Source organism: Kocuria sp. 2SI (assembly GCF_005502825.1).
GTDB lineage: Bacteria > Actinomycetota > Actinomycetes > Actinomycetales > Micrococcaceae > Kocuria > Kocuria palustris.
On sequence record NZ_SCNB01000006.1, the window covers coordinates 123,885 to 144,032 of the forward strand.

Consider the following 20,148-nt stretch of genomic DNA (forward strand, 5'->3'; position numbering starts at 1 on the left):
TCCCTCACGCGGCGGTCAATCGCCGGGGAAAGGAGCTGTCATCTGCCGCTGGCAGATCGGGCGAGGCTCAGGCCTCCGACTCGACGGAGGTGGAGTTCGGATCCACCGGGATGCCGGGGCCCCAGGTGGAGGCGACCGTCATCTTGGAGACGTAGCGACCCTTGGACGAGGCCGGCTTGAGGCGCAGGACCTCCTCCAGAGCGGCGGCGAAGTTCTCCGCCAGAGCCTTCTGCTCGAACGAGGTCTTGCCCACGATGAAGTGCAGGTTCGAGTGCTTGTCGACGCGGAAGTCGATCTTGCCGCCCTTGATGTCGCCGACGGCCTTGGCGACATCCATGGTGACGGTGCCGGTCTTGGGGTTCGGCATCAGGTTGCGGGGGCCCAGGACCTTGCCCAGGCGGCCGACCTTGCCCATCATGTCCGGCGTGGCCACGGCGGCGTCGAAGTCGACCCAGCCGCCCTGGACCTTGGCGATCAGGTCGTCGGCGCCCACGAAGTCGGCGCCTGCGGCCTCAGCGGCCGCGGCCTTGTCGCCCTGGGCGAAGACGGCCACGCGAGCGGTCTTGCCCGTGCCGTTCGGCAGGTTGACGGTGCCGCGCACCATCTGGTCGGCCTTGCGGGGATCCACGCCGAGCCGCATGGCGACCTCGACGGTGGAATCGGCCTTGGAGCCGTCGAGCTCCTTGACGAGTGCGATCGCCTCGGCCGGGGTGTAGAGACGGTCGCCGTCGATCTTCTCGGCGGCGGCCCGGTACGCCTTGCTGCGCTTTGCCATCTGCTTGTTCTCCTTGTGCAGTCGTGGTCATGCGGACCGCGCTCGGCCCTGCCACGGGATTACGTGTGCTGTGTCGTGCTGCGGCTGGAAGCCGGATCAGACGACGTCGATGCCCATCGAGCGTGCGGTGCCCGCGATCGCCTTGGCGCCGGCCTCGACGTCGTTGGCGTTCATGTCCGCGGCCTTGGTCTGGGCGATCTCGCGCGCCTGGTCCCAGGTGATCGAGCCGACCTTGTCCGTGTGCGGGACGCCGGAGCCCTTCTGGATGCCGGCTGCCTTCTTGATCAGCTGCGCGGCAGGCGGGGTCTTGGTGACGAAGGTGAACGAGCGATCCTCGTAGACCGTGATCTCGACCGGGATGATGTTGCCGCGCTGGGATTCCGTGGCCGCGTTGTAGGCCTTGCAGAACTCCATGATGTTGACGCCCTGCGCACCGAGCGCGGGGCCGACGGGCGGTGCCGGGTTGGCGGCGCCGGCCTGGATCTGCAGCTTGATCAGACCCGAGACCTTCTTCTTCTTGGGAGCCATGGTGTGGTCCTCCTGACGTGATGTACCGCCGCACAGGAGCGTACGACGGCGGTGTGGCCGCCGTGGCGCGGCGACCGGACGGCGCCCGCCGCGCGAAAGCGCGTCCCGCGGCGGTGCCGAAGCATGTGGGGCAGGCCCTGGGCCTGCAGTCGGCATCCGAGTCGGGCCCCCGGAGGAGCAGCCGGCGTCGGGACGACGATCGACCAGTCTGCCAGATCCGCGCGCGAGCGGGCCCCGGCGGACCGGTCGGGGATCAGATCTTGGAGACCTGGTCGAACGAGATGGTGACCGGCGTCTCGCGCTCGAAGATCGACACGAGGACGACCAGCTGCTGGGACTCCACCTTGATCTCGGAGATGGTCGCCGGGAGGGTCGCGAACGCGCCCTCCTTGACGATCACGGACTCGCCGACCTCGAAGTCGACGGTCACGGCCGGGGCGGAGGCGGTCGCACCCGCGGAGGCGCCCGAGGACGGGGACTGGCCCTCGGCGGCGGCCGGGGTCTCGAACACCGGGTTGAGCATGTCGACGACCTCGTCGATGCGCAGCGGGTTCGGGTTGTAGGCGTCCTGGCCCACGAATCCGGTGACGCCCGGCGTGTGGCGGACGGCGCCCCAGGAGGCGTCGGTGAGGTTCATGCGCACCAGGACGTAGCCGGGGATCCGGACGCGGCGCACGGTCTTGCGCTGCGCGTTCTTGATCTCCACGACTTCCTCCATGGGGACCTCGATCTGGAAGATGTCCTCCTCCATGTTCAAGGACTGGATGCGGGTCTCCAGGTTGGTCTTCACGCGGTTCTCGTAGCCGGCGTAGGTGTGGATGACGAACCAGTCGCCCTCCTGCCGACGCAGCTTGGCCGCGAACTCCTTGCGGGGATCCTCGGCGGGCGCCTCCTCCACAGGGGCCTGGGCGGGCTCCTCCGACTCGGCGCCCTCGGCGATCGCCAGGTCGGCGTCCTGCACGGACTCCTGCTCGACGGGGGCCTCGACGGCCTCTGCCGAGACGCTCGCCGGCGCAGCCGTCTCAGCCTGCTCGGCGGCGTCCTGCGCGGGAGTCGTGTCCTCCGGCGCCAGGTCGACGTCGTTCTCAGCTTCGTGCTGGGTCACTGGGAGTCCCTGCTTTCCTCTGCTCTGGGGTGGCCGCGAGGCCGTGCTCGCGAAGCGGTCGTGCTCTGCGCCGGTGTCTGCTCCCGGCGGGCGTGCGTCGTTCAGGAGGCGATCGCGCCGTCGCCGAAGACCAGCATGGCCAGCTGGCCGAAGCCGAAGTCCAGCAGCGAGATCAGGCCCATCATGAAGGCCACGAACACGAGGACGACGAGCGTGTACTGCACGAGCTCGCGACGCGTGGGGGTGTGGACCTTGCGCAGCTCGGCGATGACCTGGCGCAGGAACAGGAGGAGTCCGCCGACCATCCCGTTCGACTTCTGCTCCGGCTCACCGCCCGGCTGATCAGCGGCTGTGCTCTGCGACATCGGTTCTCCTCAAGAGGGCCTCGCGCTTGGTCCGCACCATCAGGTGATGGCCTGCGCTGTTCGCATCCGCCCTCCCGCGAGCGCTCGGCGACGCCGTGCTGCTCGCGGGAGGAGGATGCGGGCTGCGCAGGGCAGACAGGACTCGAACCTGCAACCTGCGGTTTTGGAGACCGCTGCGCTACCAATTGCGCCACTGCCCTTCAGGCCTGTGGGGCGGATGCCCCGCACGCCGGTCCTCGAGCCTACCACTGCCGCGGTGCGCCCCGTGCGGGGCGCCCGTGCGAGCGGCGGGCTCGGTTGGACACCAGCGGGCGATTCTAGTCCAGACAGTGCCGCTCGGCAAGGCCCGACGGCGCCTCATCGCCCGGGGATCGCCCCCGGTGCAGAGGCAGCGCCCCAGTAGCATGGGAGGGTGCCGCGGCCGCGACGAGCGGCGGACGGCGCTCCCAGGCTCACCCAGATGGAGGAACCGCAGGTCATGTCCGAACGCATCTCCCGCCGCATCGCGGCGATCGCCCCGTCGGCCACACTGGCAGTCGACGCCCAGGCCAAGGCCCTCAAGGCCGAGGGGCATCCGATCATCGGCTTCGGCGCCGGCGAGCCCGACTTCCCGACCCCCGCGCACATCGTCGAGGCCGCTGCCGAGGCCCTGCAGGACCCGTCGAACTTCCGCTACTCCCCCGGCCCCGGCCTGCCCGATCTGCGCCGCGCGATCGCGGACACGACCGCCGAGCGCAGCGGCTGGCAGGTGGACCCCTCGCAGGTCGTGGTGACCAACGGCGGCAAGCAGGCCGTCTACGAGGCCTTCGCCGCGGTGCTGGACGAGGGCGACGAGGTCCTGCTGCCCGCCCCGTACTGGACCACGTATCCGGAGGCCATCCGCCTGGCCGGCGGCGTGCCCGTCGAGGTCTTCGCCGGTGCCGAGCACGGCTACAAGGTGACCCCCGAGATGCTCGAGGAGAAGCTCACCGATCGCACCAAGGCGATCCTGCACTGCTCGCCGTCGAACCCGACCGGCGCGGTGTTCTCCCCGGAGGAGACCAGGGCGCTGGGCGCCTGGGCCGCCGAGAAGGGGATCTTCGTGATCGCCGATGAGATCTACCAGCAGCTCACCTACGACGGCACCCCGTTCACCTCGATCGCCGGGGCCTGCCCGGAGCTCGGCGAGAACGTCATCGTGCTCAACGGCGTGGCCAAGACCTACGCCATGACCGGCTGGCGCGTGGGCTGGCTGATCGGCCCCGCGGACGTCGTGAAGGCCGTGAGCACGCTGCAGTCGCACCTGACCTCGAACGTCAACAACATCGCCCAGCGCGCGGCGGTCGCCGCGCTGACCGGGCCGCAGGACGATGTCACCGCCATGGGCGAGGCCTTCGACCGCCGTCGGCGGCTGGCCGTGGAGATGCTCTCGGCGATCGACGGCGTCACCGTCCCCGAGCCCCAGGGCGCGTTCTACGTCTATCCGGACGTCAGCGCGCTGCTGGGCCGCGACTTCGAGGGCAGCACCCCGCAGACCTCGGCCGAGCTGGCCGGGCTGATCCTCGAGAAGGCGCAGGTGGCGGTCGTTCCGGGCGAGGCCTTCGGCCCGTCGGGCTACTTCCGGCTCTCCTACGCCCTGGGCGACGACGACCTGCGCGAGGGCCTGACCCGGCTGCAGGACTTCCTGGGCGGTGCCCGATGAGCGCGGGCACGTCCGAGCCCACCGGTGCCCAGCGCGCCGGTGAGGCCGCAGCGCGGGCCGTCGGGGTCTTCGAGCAGATCCCGACCGCGGCCTGGACCACGGTCGGGCTGATCGGCGGCTACGGGATCGCCCGGGCGACCGGGGTGCGCTGGCTCGGCGGCGCGGCGCTGCTCGGCGCAGGGGCGGCTGCGGCCCACACCTGGTGGCACCGCGGCGGGCCCGCTCAGACCAGTGCGCTCAGCGCGGTCTACCTCCTGGGCTTCGGGCTCTCCCATCCGCTGGCCAGGAAGCTCGGTGCCTGGCCCTCCGTGCTCACGGTCACCGCCGTGTCCGCCGCAGCCAGCTGGGCCCTGGTGGACAGCCGCCTTCAGGACTGAGCCCCGCAGACGTCAGGGCCCGCAGGTGGAGCACCTTCCGGTGCTCCACCTGCGGGCCCTGACTGCGTCCCAGGCGCTCTGCCGGGCGGATCAGTCGTCGACGGCGTCGCGGCCGCGGCGCACGATCTGCGGATCGGGCGGGTAGACGACCGACTCGTCCTTGTCCTCGTAGTCGAACTGGTTCAGGAAGTAGCGCATGGCGTTGAGGCGCGCTCGCTTCTTGTCATTCGACTTGATCGTGATCCAGGGAGCGTGATCCGTGTCCGTGCGGCGGAACGTCTCCTCCTTGGCCAGCGTGTAGTCGTCCCAGCGATCGAGCGAGGCGAGATCGTTCGGCGAGAGCTTCCAGCGCCGGACGGGATCGATCTGGCGGATCGCGAACCGGGTGCGCTGCTCGTGCTGGGTGACCGAGAACCAGAACTTGGTCAGGTGGATCCCGGCGTCCACGAGCATCTTCTCGAAGACCGGGGCCTGCTTCATGAAGACCTCGTACTCCTCATCGGTGCAGTAGCCCATGACCCGCTCGACATTGCCCCGGTTGTACCAGGATCGGTCGAACATCACGATCTCGCCGTTCGTGGGGAAGTGCTCGATGTAGCGCTGGAAGTACCACTGCCCCTTCTCCCGCTCGGTGGGGGTGCTCAGAGCGACGGTGCGCGCGGCACGGGGGTTCAGGTGCTCGGTGAAGCGCTTGATCGTGCCGCCCTTGCCGGCGGCGTCGCGGCCCTCGAACAGGATGATGTGCTTGAGGTCGTTGTCCTGGCCCCAGTACTGGAACTTCAGCAGCTCGATCTGCAGGCGGTACTTCTCGAGCTCGTAGTCCTCGCGCGACATCCGCTCGTCGTACGGGTACCCGCCTTCGCGCCAGGTCTCCACGGCGGATCCGCCCGGATCGATCAGATCGGGGTCGGCGGTATGGCCGTCGGTGACGGTGTAGCCCTGCTCGACGAGCTTGTCGATGAACTCGCGGAGGTTCTCCTGCGGCGCTTCTGCCATTGCGGCTCCCAAGGGCTGGGACCGCGGCCCCGAAGGGCTGCGATCGTTGCGGCGGCCCCGAGGCGCTGCCAGCCGCCGGGGCCTGTGGCTGACTGACCGTCCATTCTAGTCGGGTGCAGGTGAACGGCTCCTGAACTGCCGCGAATTGCCGCGGGCCGACACCCACGCCCAGCCCCGCACCTAGACTGGGAGCAGAATCCATCGGCTGCAGGCGGGTCCGCTTCCGCGACCCCTCGCCTGCGGGCGTGGCCCGTCCCCGAGCAGGAGGAGCGACACCCATGAAGATCGGTCTGCTGACCAGCGGCGGCGACTGCCCCGGGCTCAACGCCGTCATCCGCGCGGCGGTGCTGCACGGCATCAAGAGCTACGACCACGAGTTCGTCGGCTTCCGCGACGGATGGCGCGGCCTGGTCGAGGGAGACATCATCGATCTTCCCCGCACCAAGGTGCGCGGCCTGGCGCGCCAGGGCGGCACGATCCTGGGCACCTCGCGCACCAACCCGTACGACCATCCCCAGGGCGGTCCGGAGAACATCTCGATCATGCTCGAGAGGCACGGGATCGACGCCGTCGTGGCCATCGGCGGCGAGGGCACCCTGGCCGGGGCCCGCCGCCTGGCCCTGGACGGGCTTCCCGTCGTCGGCGTGCCCAAGACGATCGACAACGACCTGATGGGCACCGACTACACGTTCGGCTTCGACACCGCGGTCTCCATCGCGACCGATTCCATGGACCGCCTGCGCACCACCGGCGAGTCGCATCACCGCTGCATGGTCGCCGAGGTCATGGGCCGTCATGTCGGCTGGATCGCCCTGCACTCCGGCATGGCCGCCGGTGCGCACGCGGTGCTGATCCCCGAGCAGCGCACGAGCATGGACGAGGTCTGCCGCTGGGTCACCGAGGTCCACGAGCGCGGACGCTCCCCGCTGGTCGTGGTGGCCGAGGGCTTCATCCCGGAGGGCTTCGACGACGTCACCGCCGTGCACGGCACCGAGGCCGACGGCCGTCCTCGCCTGGGCGGGATCGGCGAGTACATCACCCGCCAGATCGAGGAGCGCACGGGCATCGAGACCCGCAACACGATCCTGGGCCACATCCAGCGCGGCGGAGCCCCCACCGGCTACGACCGCGTGCTGGCCACGCGCTTCGGCATGAGCGTGGTCGATCTGATCCAGCAGAAGAAGTGGGGCTACATGGTGGCCCTGCGCGGCACGGACATGGTCCCGGTGAGCTTCGACGAGGCTCTCACGGGGCTCAAGACGGTGCCCCAGGACCGCTGGGACGAGGCCAAGGTCCTCTTCGGGCGCTGAGAGGCGCACCTGGGCCGCCTCGGCCCAGGAACGCACCGGGGGCCCGCGATCCGTGGATCACGGGCCCCCGGTCCCATCCTCCGAGCATCGTCTCGCCCGTCAAGCACCTCTTCGCCCGTCGAGCGCCGTTTTGCCCCCCCCCAGCCCCGGAGTCCTGCTGGGCCGGATGCCCCTGGGGCCGTGCGTCAGCTCCGAGGCTTCCGCAGGAAGCCGGATTCGCGCTGGACCACCTGACCGGCATCCGGCGGCACCACGACGGTCTGGGCGGCGGCCCACTGCTCGGACTGCGGGGCCTCTGCCTGCTCGCCCTCGGTCTGCTCCGGGGCCTCGAGGACCTCGCGCACCCGCAGCTCGGCCTGGGTGTCCACCGAGCGCTTGACGACCGCCAGCGCGATGGGCCCGGCCTCGTGGTGCAGCTGAACGGAGGTCACCCGGCCGACCGTGCGCTGCCCGGCGATCACCTCGGCTCCGGCGGAGGGCAGGGTGTGCTCAGAGCCATCGAGGTCCAGGAAGACCAGGCGCCGCGGAGGATGGCCCAGGTTGTGGACCCGCGCGACCGTCTCCTGGCCCTTGTAGCAGCCCTTGGCCAGATGGACCGCCGTGCGCAGCCAGTCGAGCTCGTGCGGCACGGTGCGGTCATCGGTGTCCGGGCCCAGGCGGGGCCGCCACGCCTCGATGCGCAGGGCCTCCCCCGCCCACGAGCCGGCCAGGCTCAGCCCGTCGGCCTGGGGGCCGGTCACGGCCTGCACGAGGCGCTCGCGCGGCACGAGGATCTCGTGCCAGCGCCGCTGCTCGCCCGGATGATCCTGCTGCTCGCCGTAGGCCCATCCGCCCTCGGCGACCCCTGGCCACGGATCCGTCCAGACCAGCGCGCTGCGCCCCTCGGCCGGCTCGGCCGCCAGCAGGCGCAGGTGCTCCGGCACCTCCGCGGCGCCGAGCACGGCCACCTCCTGAGTGCGGTCCTCGATCTCGACCCGCAGCGCGAAGCGCATGGACTCGAGCCACTGGCGCAGCGGCTCGGTCTCCTGCGGCTCCGTGATCAGCCAGGCGGTGCGCCCGTCCTCGATCACATGGGGTGCGAACTCCACGCGTCCCTGCACGGACAGGAACAGCGTCTCCGAGGACTGCCCCGGCCCCAGCCCGGTGAGGATCTGGGAGCTCAGGGTGCTCAGCCAGGACAGCCGATCGGGTCCGCTGACGCAGACGACACCTTTGTGCGACAGGTCCACGATCGCGCTGCCGCGGGCCAGCGCCCGCTGCTCCCTGACCGGGTCGCCGTAGTGGGCGGCCGTCCCGGCATCCTGGCCGGTGGCCTCGACGGCTCCGTCGACGACGTCCAGAAGCGCGGATCGCCGCACCTGGGCCTGGGGCTCGGATGCGGCGAGGGAGGCGGGGTCATGCGAAGTGTCAGTCATATCCTCTTCAGCTCAGCCGAGGCGTGCGTGCTCAGCGATCGGCCTTCGGCCGCCATGTCCCAGGCCCAGAAGAGGTCTCCGTTGACCAGGCCGAACATGCGGGTCGAGGCGGTGTGCTCCTTGGCTCCGTCGGCGCGGACGACGGCGTCCGTGCCCATCTGGATGCGGGGACCGTCGATCTCTCCGACGTAGAGCTCGCTCACGCCGCCGGGGCGGCTGAACGTGGCCACGAGGGGGAATCCGCCTCCGGGCAGGCGCAGGGCCTCGACCTGATCGGCGGTGGTGATCTCCGGCTCCGGTGCCCCGGGCATCAGGCCGGGTCCGGAGTCGCCGCTGCGCTGCGGGCGCGCCAGCTGCCAGAAGCCGTGCTCGACCGTGATCAGGCGCTCCGGCTTGCCGTCCTGGTCCACCAGGTGGGACTCGGCGCGGTACTCCAGGAAGGGCAGACCGCTGTGCGCGAACTGGACGTGCTGGCGGAAGGGGCGCTGCTCGGACTCGCCGTAGCCGACGAAGCCGTCGCCCTGCCACTCGCCCAGCAGCCAGGCGAAGGGGACGAGCTCAGCAGGGAGATCGGTGGGGATCTCGACAGGCACGGCTTACATCTGCCCCTTGTAGAGGTTCTTGACGACGACCACGCTGATGAGGCCGATCGTCACGACCGCGAGGGCGAGCAGGACCAGGAAGAAGATCTCGATAGCAAGGAGCATGGGCTCAAAATACCATGAGCGCCACGATGCGGGCCGCGAAGAGGGCGGTCGGGCCCAGCAGAGCGACCGGCAGGACGCTCAGCGCCAGCAGGCCGCGCTTGGGTCCGCGCTCGGGCGCCGAGAGCAGCAGGCGCAGGCCCACCACGCCGATGATCAGTCCCGTGAGCACCCCGGGGACCACGACCATGGCGACGGGGGTGTCGCCCAGATCGTGCAGGTGCCGCGACAGGGCGATCCAGCCCGAGGACGAGACGGCGGCGAGCACTCCGGCGGTCGAGGAGATCGTGGACTCCAGGCGGTGCTCGGCGCCCTCGCCGCGCACGAGCTCGGCCACGAAGATCGCGATCAGTGCGACCGCCACGATGGCCGGGATCCAAGTCAGGCGATCGCCTGCCGGCAGAGCAGAGACCGCGGCGGCCAGGGCGCCGCTGAGCAGGATGATGATGCTGTGCCGGTACCGGGCGCGGATGCCCACCGCCGAGGCCCATCCCAGGCCGAGCACCAGGCTCATGGCGGCGGCCAGCAGGTAGGGCGCGATGCCTCCCGCCACGGCCGCGGCCAGCGCGAGACCCAGCACGAGGGTCGCGCACACGCCGATCGTGGCCACCTTCATGCCCGGTCGGGGCGCGGTTCTCGCCTCTGTCCTGAGCGCTGTCATGGAAGACCACGATAGTTGCCCGGAGCCGACAGGCCGACCGTGACGCCGCGTGGAGCCGCCGGGACGGCCCACGACACGCCCCGCGTAAGCTGGTCGGGCGCCGGCGCCGCCATCGACCACACTGTCGCGGCGTCCGCCCCGGAAGGCATTGCACGACGATGGAAGTGGAGCCTGGATGACCCGGATCATCATGCTGGCCGATCCCGGCCAGGCGCCGTCTGCGGTGCTCCCCGCCCTGGATCTGCTCCCCCACCCCGTCTCGACCCTGGATCGCGGCGCCGTCGGCGGGTCCGTGCCGGAGCTGCAGCAGGCGGACCTGCTGCTGATCGACGGCCGCTCGGGACTGGTCGCGGCGCGCAACCTGGCCCAGCTGCTGCGCGGGATCGCCCCGGACAAGGCCGTGATCATGGTGCTGACCGAGGGCGGGCTGGCCGCCGTGGCCGCCACCTGGCTCGTGGACGACATCGTCCTGGCAGGCGCCGGACCCGCCGAGCTCGATGCCCGCATCCGCCTGGCCTCGGCGCGCAGCCAGGCCGACGAATCGGCGGGCGGCGAGCTGATCACGGCCGGCTCGATCATGATCGACGAGGCCTCCTACTCTGCTCACGTGGCCGGCGAGAGCCTGAATCTCACGTTCAAGGAGTTCGAGCTGCTGAAGTTCCTCGCCCACAACGAGGGCCGGGTCTTCACCCGCAGCCAGCTGCTCTCCGAGGTGTGGGGCTACGACTACTTCGGCGGCACGCGCACCGTCGACGTCCATATCCGGCGCCTGCGGGCGAAGCTGGGGCCGGATCACGAGAAGATGGTCACGACCGTGCGCAACGTCGGGTACAGCCTGACCGCCCGACGCGCTCCCGAGGGACGCTGAGACCACCGCCCGACGAGCACCGCACGAGACCCGAGGCAACCCAGGAGGTTCCGATGGACCGCAGCACGCACCCCATCCAGCGTCTGAACCCCGAGCAGGCCGATCTGGAGACCGTCCTGGCCCTGGCCCGGGCCGCCGAGGACGACGACGGCGACCCTCCGCTGTCCGATCAGACCCTGGTCGACCTCCGCACGGAGCCCGAGCGCGCGGACCTGGCGGAGGCCACGGCGGACGGCAGGGCGCTGGCGGCCGCCGTGCTCGTGCGCTCCCGCGCCCAGGGCGCACCGGCGCTGCTCGAGGGCGTCGTGGACTCCCAGGAGCGTGGCCGGGGGCTGGGGCGCCGCCTCATCGAGACGATCCTCGAGGGCCATCACGGCCCGGTTGACGCCTGGTCCCACGGCGACCACCCCGCCGCCCGGCATCTGGCGCAGACGCTGGGCTTCGAGCAGGTGCGCGAGCTGCACCGGCTGCTGCGCACCGATGCGAGCCCGGAGCGGCTTCCGGAGGTCAAGCTGCCAGACGGCGTGGTCATCCGCTCGTTCGAGCCCGGCCGGGACGAGCAGGAGCTGCTGCGGGTCAACGCCGCGGCCTTCGCCCATCACCCCGAGCAGGGCCAGATGAGCCTCGAGGACCTGCGCCAGCGACAGGCGGAGTCCTGGTTCGACCCCGCAGGGCTGCTGCTGGCCGTCGAGCAGGACGATCCTGATCGCGTGCTCGGCTTCCACTGGACCAAGCGGCACCCGGGCTCCGGCCAGGAGCCGGCCCGCGGCGAGGTCTACGTGGTGGGCATCGCCCCCGATCAGCAGGGGCGTCGCCTGGGCCGGGCGCTGACCGTCGCGGGGATGCGGCATCTGGCCGAGCAGGGGCTCGACGAGATCCTGCTCTACGTCGATGCCGAGAACACGGCCGCCTTCCGGCTCTACGAGTCCCTGGGCTTCGAGCGCTGGCACGTGGATGTGATGTTCTCGCGGCGCTGAGAGCGCCGGCCCTGATCAGCGGTGCGCGCCGCGATCGGGTCCTGAGTCGCGGCCGCGGGCCGGTTAGCATGACTGCGCGCCGCCGTCGGAGCCAGAGCGTCAGGGCCTCCGACCGGAGGCCCTGACGGACGCGCCGCACGGCGATCGCATCCCACCACGAGAGGACCCGAAAGCCGATATGGCCAAGAACCCGGACCGGCTGGCGTACCGCATGACGGAGCCGTCGCCCGATACCGATCCCTCGGTGCGCGCCGCCGGCTGCCTGTGCTGGCGCTCCGACGGCAGATCAGGCCTGGAGCTGCTGATCATCCACCGGCCCCGCTACGACGACTGGTCCTGGCCCAAGGGCAAGCAGGAGGACCAGGAGACGCTGCCCGAGACGGCGCACCGCGAGGTGCTCGAGGAGGTCGGGCTCGACGTCAGGCTGGGCGTCCCGCTGCCCGCGATCCGCTACAGGGCCAAGAGCGCGGAGAAGCACGTCCACTACTGGAGCGCCGAGATCGGCCCCCAGGATCGCCCGGAGGCCGACGGCCACGAGGTCGACCGGCTGGAGTGGGTCTCCCCCGAGCGAGCCCGCGAGCTGCTGAGCAACCGGAGCGACCTGGAGCCGCTGGAGCGGCTCGTCGAGCTGCACGCCGCCGGCGATCTCTCGGTGCGGCCCGTGATCATCGTGCGCCACGCGAAGGCCAAGCCGCGCTCGTCGTGGTCGCGCCCGGAGGGCGACCGTCCCCTGGCCGCCACGGGCAAGCGCCAGGCCATGGCGGTCACGCGCCTGCTCGAGGTCTGGTCCCCGAAGCGCGTGGTCAGCTCGCCGTGGCTGCGCTGCCTGTCCACCGTGACCCCGTACGCGCGCGCGGCCGGGCTCAAGCTCAAGGAGAAGCCGCAGCTCACCGAGGCCGCTCACAAGCGGCGTCCGGCGAAGGCAGGGGCCGTAGTGGAGTCCCTGTTCGACAAGGAGCCCTCGGCGGCGCTGTGCACCCACCGGCCCGTGCTGCCCACCGTCCTGCGCGTGCTGCGCGGCCGGCTCGATCCGCAGCTGCGCTCGATCCTGCCGGAGGAGGATCCCTACCTGGCCCCCGGCGAGATGATCGTGCTGCAGGTCTCGCGCAAGCACCGCCGCCGCGTGGTGACGGTCGAGATCGTCAAGCCGTTCGACGACTGACCCGAAGGCCGCACCCTCTTCCGTCCGGGGCGGCCGGCCCCGCCGCCTCGCCGCCTGAGCGCCGCGCGGAAGAACCGCTCCCTCGGCAGCGCTGACGACACCGCATCCGACACGCACGAGACCCCGCACTTGGAGGCGACCCCACGTGAGCCCGAACCCGTCCACGGCCATCCCGACCCCCTACGAGGACCTCCTGCGCGAGGTCATGGCCGATGGCGTGCCCACCTCCGATCGCACCGACACGGGCACCCGCTCCGTGTTCGGGCGCCAGATCCGCTACGACCTCTCGCAGGGCTTCCCGCTGCTGACGACCAAGCGCGTGCACTTCCGCTCGGTGGCCCTGGAGCTGCTGTGGTTCCTGCGCGGGTCCTCGAACGTGCGCTGGCTGCAGGAGCGCGGCGTGAGCATCTGGGACGAGTGGGCCGACGCAGACGGCGAGCTCGGCCCCGTCTACGGAGTCCAGTGGCGCTCGTGGCCGGCTCCCGACGGCAGCGGCATCGACCAGATCGCCCGGGTGGTGGACTCGATCCGCACGAACCCCTACTCGCGCCGCCACATCGTCAGCGCCTGGAACCCGGCGGAGGTCGATCAGATGGCCCTGCCCCCGTGCCACGCGCTCTTCCAGTTCCACGTGCAGCCGCAGCAGGACGGTCCGGGACGGCTGTCGTGCCAGCTCTACCAGCGCTCGGCGGACATGTTCCTGGGGGTCCCCTTCAACATCGCCTCCTACGCGCTGCTGACCCACATGATCGCCCAGCAGACCGATCTGGTGCCCGGGGACTTCGTGTGGACCGGCGGCGACGTCCACGTCTACGACAACCACGTGGAGCAGGTGCAGCGCCAGCTCGCCCGCGAGCCGTACCCGTATCCGCGGCTGCGCTTCGCGCGCAGGCCGGAGGACCTCTTCAGCTACGACCTCGAGGACTTCGTCCTCGAGGGCTATGAGCACCACCCCGGGATCAAGGCCCCGGTGGCGGTCTGATGCCCGCCCCGCGCCTGTCCGCGATCTGGGCCCAGACCCCCGACGGGGTGATGGGCCGCGACGGCGGCATGCCGTGGCACCTGCCCGAGGACCTGGCTCATTTCAAGGCCACCACCCAGGGCCATCCCGTGCTCATGGGCCGGCGCACCTGGGAGTCCTTCCCCGAGCGCTTCCGCCCCCTGCCGGGCCGGACCAACGTGGTCGTGACCTCCCGCCCCGAGAACCCGGGGCTGCAGGCGGACCCGCGCGAGGACGGCACCGCGGTCATCGCGGTGAGCTCGTGGCGCGAGGCCGTGCGCGCCGGCGCCGAGGCGCCGGGCGGCGAGCACCTGTGGGTCATCGGCGGGGCGCGCCTGCTCGAGGACGCCATGCCCGAGCTCGAGCACGCGGTCGTGACGGTGATCGAGATCGACGAGCCCGGAGACACCCGCGCACCCCGTCTGGAGACCCCGTGGCGGCTGGAGCGCCGCGACGAGGACCGCCTCTCGCGCACAGGGCTGCGCTGGCACGTGGAGCACTGGCGGCGCTGATCCGCCGCGCCGTCGTCGCGGCCGATAGAGTGGTGTGCACCATATCCATGGCCGACCCGGGGCCCCGTCGATGGCGCGGGGACCGGCAGCGGCCGGGCAGGAGGCCCTCGTGAGCACCCAGCAGGACGTCCCGGGCGATGCGCAGCGCCCCGAGCCGGAGATCCACGACGAGCCGGGTCTGCGCCTGGTCGACAACACCACCAGCGGGCGCGTGGAGCTGTGGCTCGACCAGACCTTCATCGGGTTCGAGGGCGTCGAGAAGCACCCGGACGGCACGCTCGAGCTGCAGCACACGATCATCGACGAGCGCCACGGCCGCCAGGGCTACGCCCGCACGCTCGTGACGCTCCTGCTGGAGGCCTGCCAGGCGGCCGGCGTGCTGGTGCGTCCCACCTGCACCTACGTCCAGGACTACCTGGAGCGCTTCCCGCAGTACCGCTCAGCCGTCGCGGACTGAGCCCTCTCGGGTCTCGGAGCCCGGACAAGGAATCGCAAGGGTCCCTTGACGCCGCCTAGACTGGGATGATGACCATCGATCACAGCTCCGCACCCGCCGTCGGCTTCGTCGGATGGCGCGGGATGGTCGGCTCCGTCCTCATGGACCGCATGCGCGCCGAGGGCGACTTCGCCGACATCCAGCCCGTCTTCTTCTCGACCTCCTCCCCCGGGGCCCCCGCCCCGCAGATCGAGGGCCTCGGCGACACCGGGGTCCTCCAGGACGCGAACGACATCGAGGCTCTTCGGCGCCTGCCGATCATCGTGACCGCCCAGGGCGGCGGCTACACCTCCGAGGTCCACCGGAAGCTACGCGAGACCGGATGGGACGGCCTGTGGATCGACGCCGCCTCGACCCTGCGCATGGAGGACAGCTCGATCATCGTGCTGGACCCCGTGAACCGCGACGTCATCGACGCAGCGCTGGCCGGCGGCACCAAGGACTTCGTGGGCGGCAACTGCACCGTGTCCTGCATGCTCATGGGCCTGGGCGGGCTGTTCCGCAGCGGGCTCGTCGAATGGGCCACCTCTATGACGTATCAGGCGGCCTCCGGCGGCGGCGTCCGTCACATGCGCGAGGTCCTGCGCCAGTTCGGCGACCTCTCCTCGGCCGTGTCCGACGAGCTCGCCGATCCGGCCTCGGCCATCCTGGAGATCGATCGCAGGGTCCTGGAGACCCAGCGCTCCGGGCAGCTCGACGTCGAGCAGTTCGGCGTGCCGCTGGCCGGCTCCCTCATCCCCTGGATCGACGCCGATCTGGGCAACGGCCAGTCCCGCGAGGAGTGGAAGGCCGAGAAGGAGACCAACAAGATCCTGGGCCTGTCCGGCGACGACCAGATCGCGATCGACGGGCTGTGCGTGCGCATCGCCGCCATGCGCTCGCACTCGCAGGCGCTGACGATCAAGCTCACCGAGGACGTCCCCGTCGAGGAGATCGAGCGGATCCTCGATGCCGACAACGAGTGGGCCACCGTGGTCGCGAACGAGAAGGAGGCCTCCATGAACGGACTGACCCCCGTCTCGGCCTCAGGGTCCCTGCAGATCCCGGTGGGGCGCCTGCGCAAGATGTCCATGGGCCCGCAGTACCTCTCGGCCTTCACGGTGGGCGACCAGCTGCTGTGGGGCGCGGCCGAGCCGCTGCGCCGCATGATGCGCATCGCCATCGGAGCGCTGTGAGGCGCACGCGGCGCTGAGCACCGCCGGCTCGTCCCGGTGCGGCCCCTCGGGGCCGCGGATGCGCCGCCCTGCGCGCCGACCACGAGCGGCTCGAGCAGCCCCTCGTCAGGCACCCGGGGCTGCATTATGAGGGCCGCCGCGCACGCGGCGGCCCTCTCGCTGCGCCTGGGCCGCCTCCTCAGCTCGACGGGAGCGCTCCGCGGCTCCGGAGAGGCACCAGCGCCACCAGCCCGCCGCACGCGTGCCCTTCCACCAGGTCCACAGGCGGGTCACCTGGTGCAGCGCCCAGTGGTTGAGCCGCTCGGCCCAGGCGAACTCGAGCGACCACACGCCGATGCCGAGGAACACGAACAGCCAGCCCGGCCCCGGGATGAACCACATGATCACCCCGGCCATCAGCAGGACGAATCCCGCCACGGAGATCAGCCCGACCACCAGCGTCCGCCGCAGGCGGGATCCTCGGTGCGACCAGTCCTGGAATGCGCGCATCCGCCGCCGGATCGGGTGGCTGTGGCTCTGACCGCGGCGGATCTCGTCGGCCAGGTCCTCGCCCTGCGGCGGAACCTCGGCGAGAGGCTCCTGCGGGGTCACAGGCGGAAGCCCACCATCACCGGCTCGGGCACCAGCTGCACGCCGAAGGCCTCCTGGACTCCGTCGCGCACGGTGCGGGCCAGGGCCTCCACGTCCGAGGCGCTGGCCGAGCCGCGATTGGTCATGGCCAGGGTGTGCTTGGTCGACACGGCGGCTCGGCCCTGGGCCACATCCGGGCCCTCGAGCCCGAGGCGCTCGTTGCGCGTGCCGGGCAGCCCGAAGCCCTTGCCGAACCCCGAGCGATCGATCAGCCAGGCCGCCGAGAGCTTCACCCGGCCCTCGACCGGCGAGCCGGAGCCGTCGAGCACCGGATAGCGCGGGGCCTCGGCCGGCAGCAGCCGCTCGGCCTCCTGGGCCTCGACGATGGGGTTGGTGAAGAACGAGCCGGTGGAGAAGGTATCGGGGTCCTGCGGGTCCAGGACCATGCCCTTGGAGGCTCGCAGCTCCAGGACGGTGCGACGCACCTGGGCCGGATCCGCGCTGCCGCCGACCTCCATGGCCAGGGCGTCGGCCAGCTGGCCGTACTGGATCGGCGCGGAGTCCGTGCCCTGTGCCAGCCGGAAGCCGACCTCGAGGACCACGTAGCGCGGAGAGCCCGCCTCGGTGGTGCGCTTGAGCAGGGAGTCGCGGTAGGCGAAGTCGAGCTCGGCGGCCTCGAACTCGCGGACCTCCCGCGCGCGCCGGTCCCAGGTGCTGACACGCACGATCGTGCGGGAGACCTCCGCGCCGTAGGCTCCGACGTTCTGCACCGGGGTGGCCCCTGCAGTGCCCGGGATGCCGGACAGGGCCTCGAGGCCCACCAGCCCGCGGGAGACGGTCTGCTCGACGACGTCATCCCAGGCATGCCCCGCCTGCGCGGTCACGATCACGGAGCCGTCGTCCGACGGGTCCGAGACCTCGAGGCCCTGCGAGGCCAGGTGCACCACCACGCCGTCGAAGCCGTCATCGCCGACCAGCAGGTTGGATCCGCCGCCGACGAGCAGCACGGGCCTGCCCTGCTCGTCGGCGGCGCGGACGGCGTCGATGATCTCCTGCTGGCTGCCGGCGCGGATCAGGGACCCGGCGGGGCCGCCGATGCGGGTGGTGGTCAGCGTGGAGAGCTCGGGGGAAGTCATGCCCCCGATCCTATCGACCTCAGGCCGCGGTGCCCGCTCGAGCTCCGGCCGAGGCCGGCGGCCGCAGATTCGAGACCAGCAGCATCGAGACGATCACGAAGATCATCACGAAGCCCAGGGCGCCTCGCACGCCCACGGCCTCGCCGAGCAGCCCCAGCAGCGGCGGACCGCCCAGGAACGCGCCGTAGCCGATGGTCGAGACCACGGAGACATTGGCGGCGGCCCGACGGGGATCGTCGGCGGCGGCGGACATGCCCACGGGGAAGCCGAGGGAGGCGCCGATGCCCCACAGGAACAGCGCGATCATGCCGGCGGCAAGGGAGGGTGAGAACACGAAGACGCCCAGTCCGACCAAGGCGAGCACGCAGGCGGTGCGCAGCACCGCGAGGCGGCCGAACCGGTCGATCAGCCGGGTGCCGCTGAGCCGGCCGGTGGTCATGGCAGCCACGAAGATGCCGTAGCCGATCGCGCCCAGGTGCGCCGGGGCCTCGTAGCCGTCGGTGATGGCCAGGGCCACCCAGTCGTTGGCCGCGCCCTCCGTCAGCGCCATGCCGAGCACGAAGACCCCCGCCAGGACGGTGCGCCTGTCTCTCCAGGCATCGCCGACCCCATAGGTCTCGTCCTGCGCGGTCGCAGCGCCGGAGTCGCGTCCGCGGCCGTCGGAGGCCAGGTCGATCTGCTGCATGGTGCCGGTGATGATGGGCATCTGCGAGGAGACGGGGTTGAGCTCGGCGGCGGCCCGCCGGTCGCCCTGGAAGCGCGGCAGCGCCAGGGCCACCAGCAGACCCATGACCAGGGCCATGGCACCCACATGCCACACCACGGCCACCCCGCCGGCGGTCGCGATCGAGCCCACGACGGCACCGGTCACCGTGCCGATCGAGAAGAACGCGTGCATCAGCGGCATGATGCTGCGGCCCATGGCCGTCTCCAGCGCGGTTCCCTCGACGTTGGAGGCCACGTTCCAGGTGGCGGAACCCAGGCCGAAGAGCAGCATGCCCACGGCGGTCACCAGGACCGAGCCGATGACGCTGACGCCCACGCCGATCAGGATCATGCCCATCACGACCATGGATGCGGTGACGGCGATGCTGCGCTTGGCCCCCAGCCGCATCACGGTCATGCCCGAGGTGGACACCGAGGCGAAGGCCGCGATGGTCTGCGTGAGCAGCAGCGCCCCCATGGCCGCCGGGCCCAGCTCGAGCCGCTCGGAGATCGCGGGGATGCGGGTGAGCCACGCGGAGATGCCGATGCCCGAGGCGAAGTAGATCGCGAAGACGCTGATGCGCCACGGGCGCAGGCTGGACGGCTCAGGCTTCGTGCGCCCCCGGGTCAACGGCAGACCACCATCGCCTGCGCCTTGACCAGGACCTTCTGCGAGGCCGCCTCAGCGGGATCGGCCTGCGGGTCCGAGAGATCGGGGGCCGTGACGGTCAGGTCGATGCGGGCGGTGCCGGCCTGCTCGTCCAGGGCGCCCACGACGCCGACGATGCTCAGCGTGGTGGACGGCTGGATCTCGGCGGCGCCCTCGCGGACGCCGTTCGGCACCACGACCGGCTTGGTGAAGCGGGTCTGGACGTCGACGACGCGCCCCGGATCCCCCGCCCAGTCGGCCACGAGCTGCATGGCGGCACCCATGGTCAGCATGCCGTGGGCGATGACGTCCGGCAGGCCCACGGAGACGGCGAACTCCTGGTTCCAGTGGATGGGGTTGAAGTCCCCGGAGGCGGCGGCGTAGCGCACGAGATCGGCGCGGGAGAGCTGGAGGTCGCGGCGAGCGACCTCCTGGCCCTTCTCGAGCTCGGCGAGCACCGGAGCGGTGTCTGCAGCGGTCACTGGTCGTCTCCTCTCACCAGCAGGGACGAGCGCGCGGTGGAGACAGGCTGGCCCTGGCGGTCGGTGATCTCGGTGCGGAACGTCACCATGGCCCCGGTGCCGACGGCGCGCACGGCATCGACGGTCGTGGCCGCGACGAGCTCGTCGCCGACGACGATGGGGCGGGCGTGGGTGAAGCGCTGATCGGCGTGCACGACGCGGGAGAAGTCGATCCCGGCCTCCGGGTCCGCCACCACGGCGGCCTCCGCGCGCTGGGCGACGATGATCGCGAAGGTCGGCGGGGCGAGGAGGTCCGCATGGCCCAGAGCACGAGCTGCCTCCGGGTCCGTGTGGGCCGGGTCCTGCGCGAAGACGGCCGCGGCGAACGCGCGCACGGCCTCCCGCGAGACGGTGTAGGGCTCGATGGCCGGATACGTCCGACCGACGAGCTCGGGGCTGATGGCCATGGCGGTGCAACCTCCCGTGGGTGCGCGGGCCCGATCCTGCGGCCGCTGACGGA

At 71.3% G+C, this 20,148-nt stretch carries 23 protein-coding genes and 1 tRNA gene; 10 read left to right on the forward strand and 14 right to left on the reverse strand.

What is annotated here, in order from left to right; genetic code table 11:
* Nucleotides 1-67: 67 nt before the first annotated feature.
* The 5 genes from rplA to FFS25_RS05360 form a co-directional block, all read right to left on the reverse strand.
* Complete coding sequence (gene rplA / locus FFS25_RS05340; RefSeq protein ID WP_137802143.1) at nt 68-775, reverse strand: 50S ribosomal protein L1; 708 nt, start codon at nt 773-775, stop codon at nt 68-70.
* A gap of 96 nt (nt 776-871) precedes the next feature.
* Nucleotides 872-1,303 carry a 50S ribosomal protein L11 gene (gene rplK, locus FFS25_RS05345; protein ID WP_006213535.1) on the reverse strand — a complete coding sequence of 144 codons (432 nt, stop codon included), beginning with the start codon at nt 1,301-1,303 and terminating at the stop codon, nt 872-874.
* A 253-nt stretch (nt 1,304-1,556) separates the two neighbouring features.
* Nucleotides 1,557-2,408, reverse strand: a complete 852-nt coding sequence (gene nusG, locus FFS25_RS05350) for a transcription termination/antitermination protein NusG (protein ID WP_137802144.1) — start codon at nt 2,406-2,408, stop codon at nt 1,557-1,559.
* Between the two features lie 101 nt (nt 2,409-2,509).
* Entirely contained in the window at nt 2,510-2,773 is a 264-nt protein-coding gene (gene secE, locus FFS25_RS05355; protein ID WP_137802145.1) for a preprotein translocase subunit SecE, read from the reverse strand.
* 127 nt (nt 2,774-2,900) lie between these two features.
* A tRNA-Trp gene (locus FFS25_RS05360) sits at nt 2,901-2,973 on the reverse strand.
* A 278-nt stretch (nt 2,974-3,251) separates the two neighbouring features.
* Here FFS25_RS05360 and FFS25_RS05365 point away from each other — a divergent pair.
* Together FFS25_RS05365 and FFS25_RS05370 are read left to right on the forward strand one after the other, a co-directional pair.
* Nucleotides 3,252-4,454: a pyridoxal phosphate-dependent aminotransferase gene (locus FFS25_RS05365; protein ID WP_249933784.1), complete on the forward strand. Its 1,203-nt coding sequence runs from the start codon at nt 3,252-3,254 to the stop codon at nt 4,452-4,454.
* A complete protein-coding gene (locus FFS25_RS05370) occupies nt 4,451-4,831 on the forward strand; it encodes a hypothetical protein (protein WP_006213539.1) in 381 nt (126 codons plus the stop codon). The genes FFS25_RS05365 and FFS25_RS05370 overlap by 4 nt, the downstream gene beginning before the upstream one ends.
* Nucleotides 4,832-4,921: 90 nt before the next feature.
* On the opposite strand, the gene ppk2 is transcribed toward FFS25_RS05370, so the two are convergent.
* On the reverse strand, nt 4,922-5,827 hold the full coding sequence (gene ppk2 / locus FFS25_RS05375) for a polyphosphate kinase 2 (protein WP_006213540.1): 906 nt from the start codon (nt 5,825-5,827) through the stop codon (nt 4,922-4,924).
* 278 nt (nt 5,828-6,105) lie between these two features.
* On the opposite strand from ppk2, the gene FFS25_RS05380 reads away from it, so the two are divergent.
* The gene (locus FFS25_RS05380; protein ID WP_137802147.1) at nt 6,106-7,137 is read left to right on the forward strand and encodes a 6-phosphofructokinase; all 1,032 of its coding nucleotides are present in this window, start codon (nt 6,106-6,108) and stop codon (nt 7,135-7,137) included.
* Nucleotides 7,138-7,322: 185 nt separating this feature from the next.
* Here the strand turns inward: FFS25_RS05380 and ygfZ are convergent, their stop codons facing one another.
* The 3 genes from ygfZ to FFS25_RS05395 all read right to left on the reverse strand — a co-directional run bounded on the left by ygfZ (nt 7,323) and on the right by FFS25_RS05395 (nt 9,872).
* Nucleotides 7,323-8,552, reverse strand: coding sequence for a CAF17-like 4Fe-4S cluster assembly/insertion protein YgfZ (ygfZ, locus tag FFS25_RS05385; protein WP_249933785.1), 1,230 nt, complete (start codon nt 8,550-8,552; stop codon nt 7,323-7,325).
* Complete coding sequence (locus tag FFS25_RS05390) at nt 8,549-9,145, reverse strand: heme-binding beta-barrel domain-containing protein (protein WP_137802148.1); 597 nt, start codon at nt 9,143-9,145, stop codon at nt 8,549-8,551. The genes ygfZ and FFS25_RS05390 overlap by 4 nt, the downstream gene beginning before the upstream one ends.
* Before the next feature lie 118 nt (nt 9,146-9,263).
* Nucleotides 9,264-9,872, reverse strand: a complete 609-nt coding sequence (locus FFS25_RS05395; RefSeq protein WP_006213544.1) for a hypothetical protein — start codon at nt 9,870-9,872, stop codon at nt 9,264-9,266.
* Between the two features lie 220 nt (nt 9,873-10,092).
* Between FFS25_RS05395 and FFS25_RS05400 the strand changes: the two genes are divergently transcribed.
* From FFS25_RS05400 to asd, 7 genes are all read left to right on the forward strand, one after another.
* Nucleotides 10,093-10,785 carry a winged helix-turn-helix transcriptional regulator gene (locus FFS25_RS05400; protein ID WP_137802149.1) on the forward strand — a complete coding sequence of 231 codons (693 nt, stop codon included), beginning with the start codon at nt 10,093-10,095 and terminating at the stop codon, nt 10,783-10,785.
* 53 nt (nt 10,786-10,838) lie between these two features.
* Nucleotides 10,839-11,762 carry a mycothiol synthase gene (mshD, locus tag FFS25_RS05405; RefSeq protein ID WP_137802150.1) on the forward strand — a complete coding sequence of 308 codons (924 nt, stop codon included), beginning with the start codon at nt 10,839-10,841 and terminating at the stop codon, nt 11,760-11,762.
* Between the two features lie 178 nt (nt 11,763-11,940).
* Entirely contained in the window at nt 11,941-12,924 is a 984-nt protein-coding gene (locus FFS25_RS05410) for an NUDIX hydrolase (RefSeq protein WP_006213548.1), read from the forward strand.
* A gap of 145 nt (nt 12,925-13,069) precedes the next feature.
* On the forward strand, nt 13,070-13,906 hold the full coding sequence (locus FFS25_RS05415) for a thymidylate synthase (RefSeq protein WP_137802151.1): 837 nt from the start codon (nt 13,070-13,072) through the stop codon (nt 13,904-13,906).
* Nucleotides 13,906-14,436, forward strand: a complete 531-nt coding sequence (locus tag FFS25_RS05420; RefSeq protein WP_137802152.1) for a dihydrofolate reductase — start codon at nt 13,906-13,908, stop codon at nt 14,434-14,436. The genes FFS25_RS05415 and FFS25_RS05420 overlap by 1 nt, the downstream gene beginning before the upstream one ends.
* 109 nt (nt 14,437-14,545) lie before the next feature.
* Nucleotides 14,546-14,893 (forward strand): GNAT family N-acetyltransferase, encoded by a 348-nt coding sequence (locus FFS25_RS05425; protein ID WP_006213551.1) that lies wholly within the window; start codon nt 14,546-14,548, stop codon nt 14,891-14,893.
* A 65-nt stretch (nt 14,894-14,958) separates the two neighbouring features.
* Complete coding sequence (asd, locus tag FFS25_RS05430; protein WP_137802153.1) at nt 14,959-16,107, forward strand: aspartate-semialdehyde dehydrogenase; 1,149 nt, start codon at nt 14,959-14,961, stop codon at nt 16,105-16,107.
* Nucleotides 16,108-16,212: 105 nt separating this feature from the next.
* Here asd and FFS25_RS05435 read toward each other — a convergent pair whose 3' ends face one another.
* The 5 genes from FFS25_RS05435 to FFS25_RS05455 are packed head-to-tail and all read right to left on the reverse strand — an operon-like array spanning nt 16,213 to nt 20,095.
* Nucleotides 16,213-16,698 (reverse strand): PGPGW domain-containing protein, encoded by a 486-nt coding sequence (locus FFS25_RS05435; protein WP_024289905.1) that lies wholly within the window; start codon nt 16,696-16,698, stop codon nt 16,213-16,215.
* Nucleotides 16,695-17,813, reverse strand: coding sequence for a UDP-N-acetylmuramate dehydrogenase (locus FFS25_RS05440; protein ID WP_137802154.1), 1,119 nt, complete (start codon nt 17,811-17,813; stop codon nt 16,695-16,697). The genes FFS25_RS05435 and FFS25_RS05440 overlap by 4 nt, the downstream gene beginning before the upstream one ends.
* Nucleotides 17,814-17,832: 19 nt before the next feature.
* A complete protein-coding gene (locus FFS25_RS05445; protein ID WP_137802155.1) occupies nt 17,833-19,149 on the reverse strand; it encodes an MFS transporter in 1,317 nt (438 codons plus the stop codon).
* On the reverse strand, nt 19,146-19,649 hold the full coding sequence (locus FFS25_RS05450; RefSeq protein WP_006213556.1) for a MaoC/PaaZ C-terminal domain-containing protein: 504 nt from the start codon (nt 19,647-19,649) through the stop codon (nt 19,146-19,148). The genes FFS25_RS05445 and FFS25_RS05450 overlap by 4 nt, the downstream gene beginning before the upstream one ends.
* Complete coding sequence (locus FFS25_RS05455) at nt 19,646-20,095, reverse strand: FAS1-like dehydratase domain-containing protein (protein ID WP_053447838.1); 450 nt, start codon at nt 20,093-20,095, stop codon at nt 19,646-19,648. Before FFS25_RS05455 ends, FFS25_RS05450 begins: the two co-directional genes overlap by 4 nt.
* Between the last annotated feature and the right edge of the window lie 53 nt (nt 20,096-20,148).

Bases quoted from the DNA above. Each gene is read 5' to 3' on its own strand.
- secE (WP_137802145.1), bottom strand. From the start codon at position 2,773: ATGTCGCAGAGCACAGCCGCTGATCAGCCGGGCGGTGAGCCGGAGCAG.
- ygfZ (WP_249933785.1), bottom strand. From the start codon at position 8,552: ATGACTGACACTTCGCATGACCCCGCCTCCCTCGCCGCATCCGAGCCC.
- asd (WP_137802153.1), top strand. From the start codon at position 14,959: ATGATGACCATCGATCACAGCTCCGCACCCGCCGTCGGCTTCGTCGGA.
- FFS25_RS05395 (WP_006213544.1), bottom strand. From the start codon at position 9,872: ATGAAGGTGGCCACGATCGGCGTGTGCGCGACCCTCGTGCTGGGTCTC.
- ppk2 (WP_006213540.1), bottom strand. From the start codon at position 5,827: ATGGCAGAAGCGCCGCAGGAGAACCTCCGCGAGTTCATCGACAAGCTC.
- FFS25_RS05420 (WP_137802152.1), top strand. From the start codon at position 13,906: ATGCCCGCCCCGCGCCTGTCCGCGATCTGGGCCCAGACCCCCGACGGG.
- FFS25_RS05380 (WP_137802147.1), top strand. From the start codon at position 6,106: ATGAAGATCGGTCTGCTGACCAGCGGCGGCGACTGCCCCGGGCTCAAC.
- rplK (WP_006213535.1), bottom strand. From the start codon at position 1,303: ATGGCTCCCAAGAAGAAGAAGGTCTCGGGTCTGATCAAGCTGCAGATC.
- FFS25_RS05455 (WP_053447838.1), bottom strand. From the start codon at position 20,095: ATGGCCATCAGCCCCGAGCTCGTCGGTCGGACGTATCCGGCCATCGAG.
- FFS25_RS05370 (WP_006213539.1), top strand. From the start codon at position 4,451: ATGAGCGCGGGCACGTCCGAGCCCACCGGTGCCCAGCGCGCCGGTGAG.
- FFS25_RS05365 (WP_249933784.1), top strand. From the start codon at position 3,252: ATGTCCGAACGCATCTCCCGCCGCATCGCGGCGATCGCCCCGTCGGCC.
- FFS25_RS05410 (WP_006213548.1), top strand. From the start codon at position 11,941: ATGGCCAAGAACCCGGACCGGCTGGCGTACCGCATGACGGAGCCGTCG.
- FFS25_RS05440 (WP_137802154.1), bottom strand. From the start codon at position 17,813: ATGACTTCCCCCGAGCTCTCCACGCTGACCACCACCCGCATCGGCGGC.
- rplA (WP_137802143.1), bottom strand. From the start codon at position 775: ATGGCAAAGCGCAGCAAGGCGTACCGGGCCGCCGCCGAGAAGATCGAC.
- FFS25_RS05400 (WP_137802149.1), top strand. From the start codon at position 10,093: ATGACCCGGATCATCATGCTGGCCGATCCCGGCCAGGCGCCGTCTGCG.
- mshD (WP_137802150.1), top strand. From the start codon at position 10,839: ATGGACCGCAGCACGCACCCCATCCAGCGTCTGAACCCCGAGCAGGCC.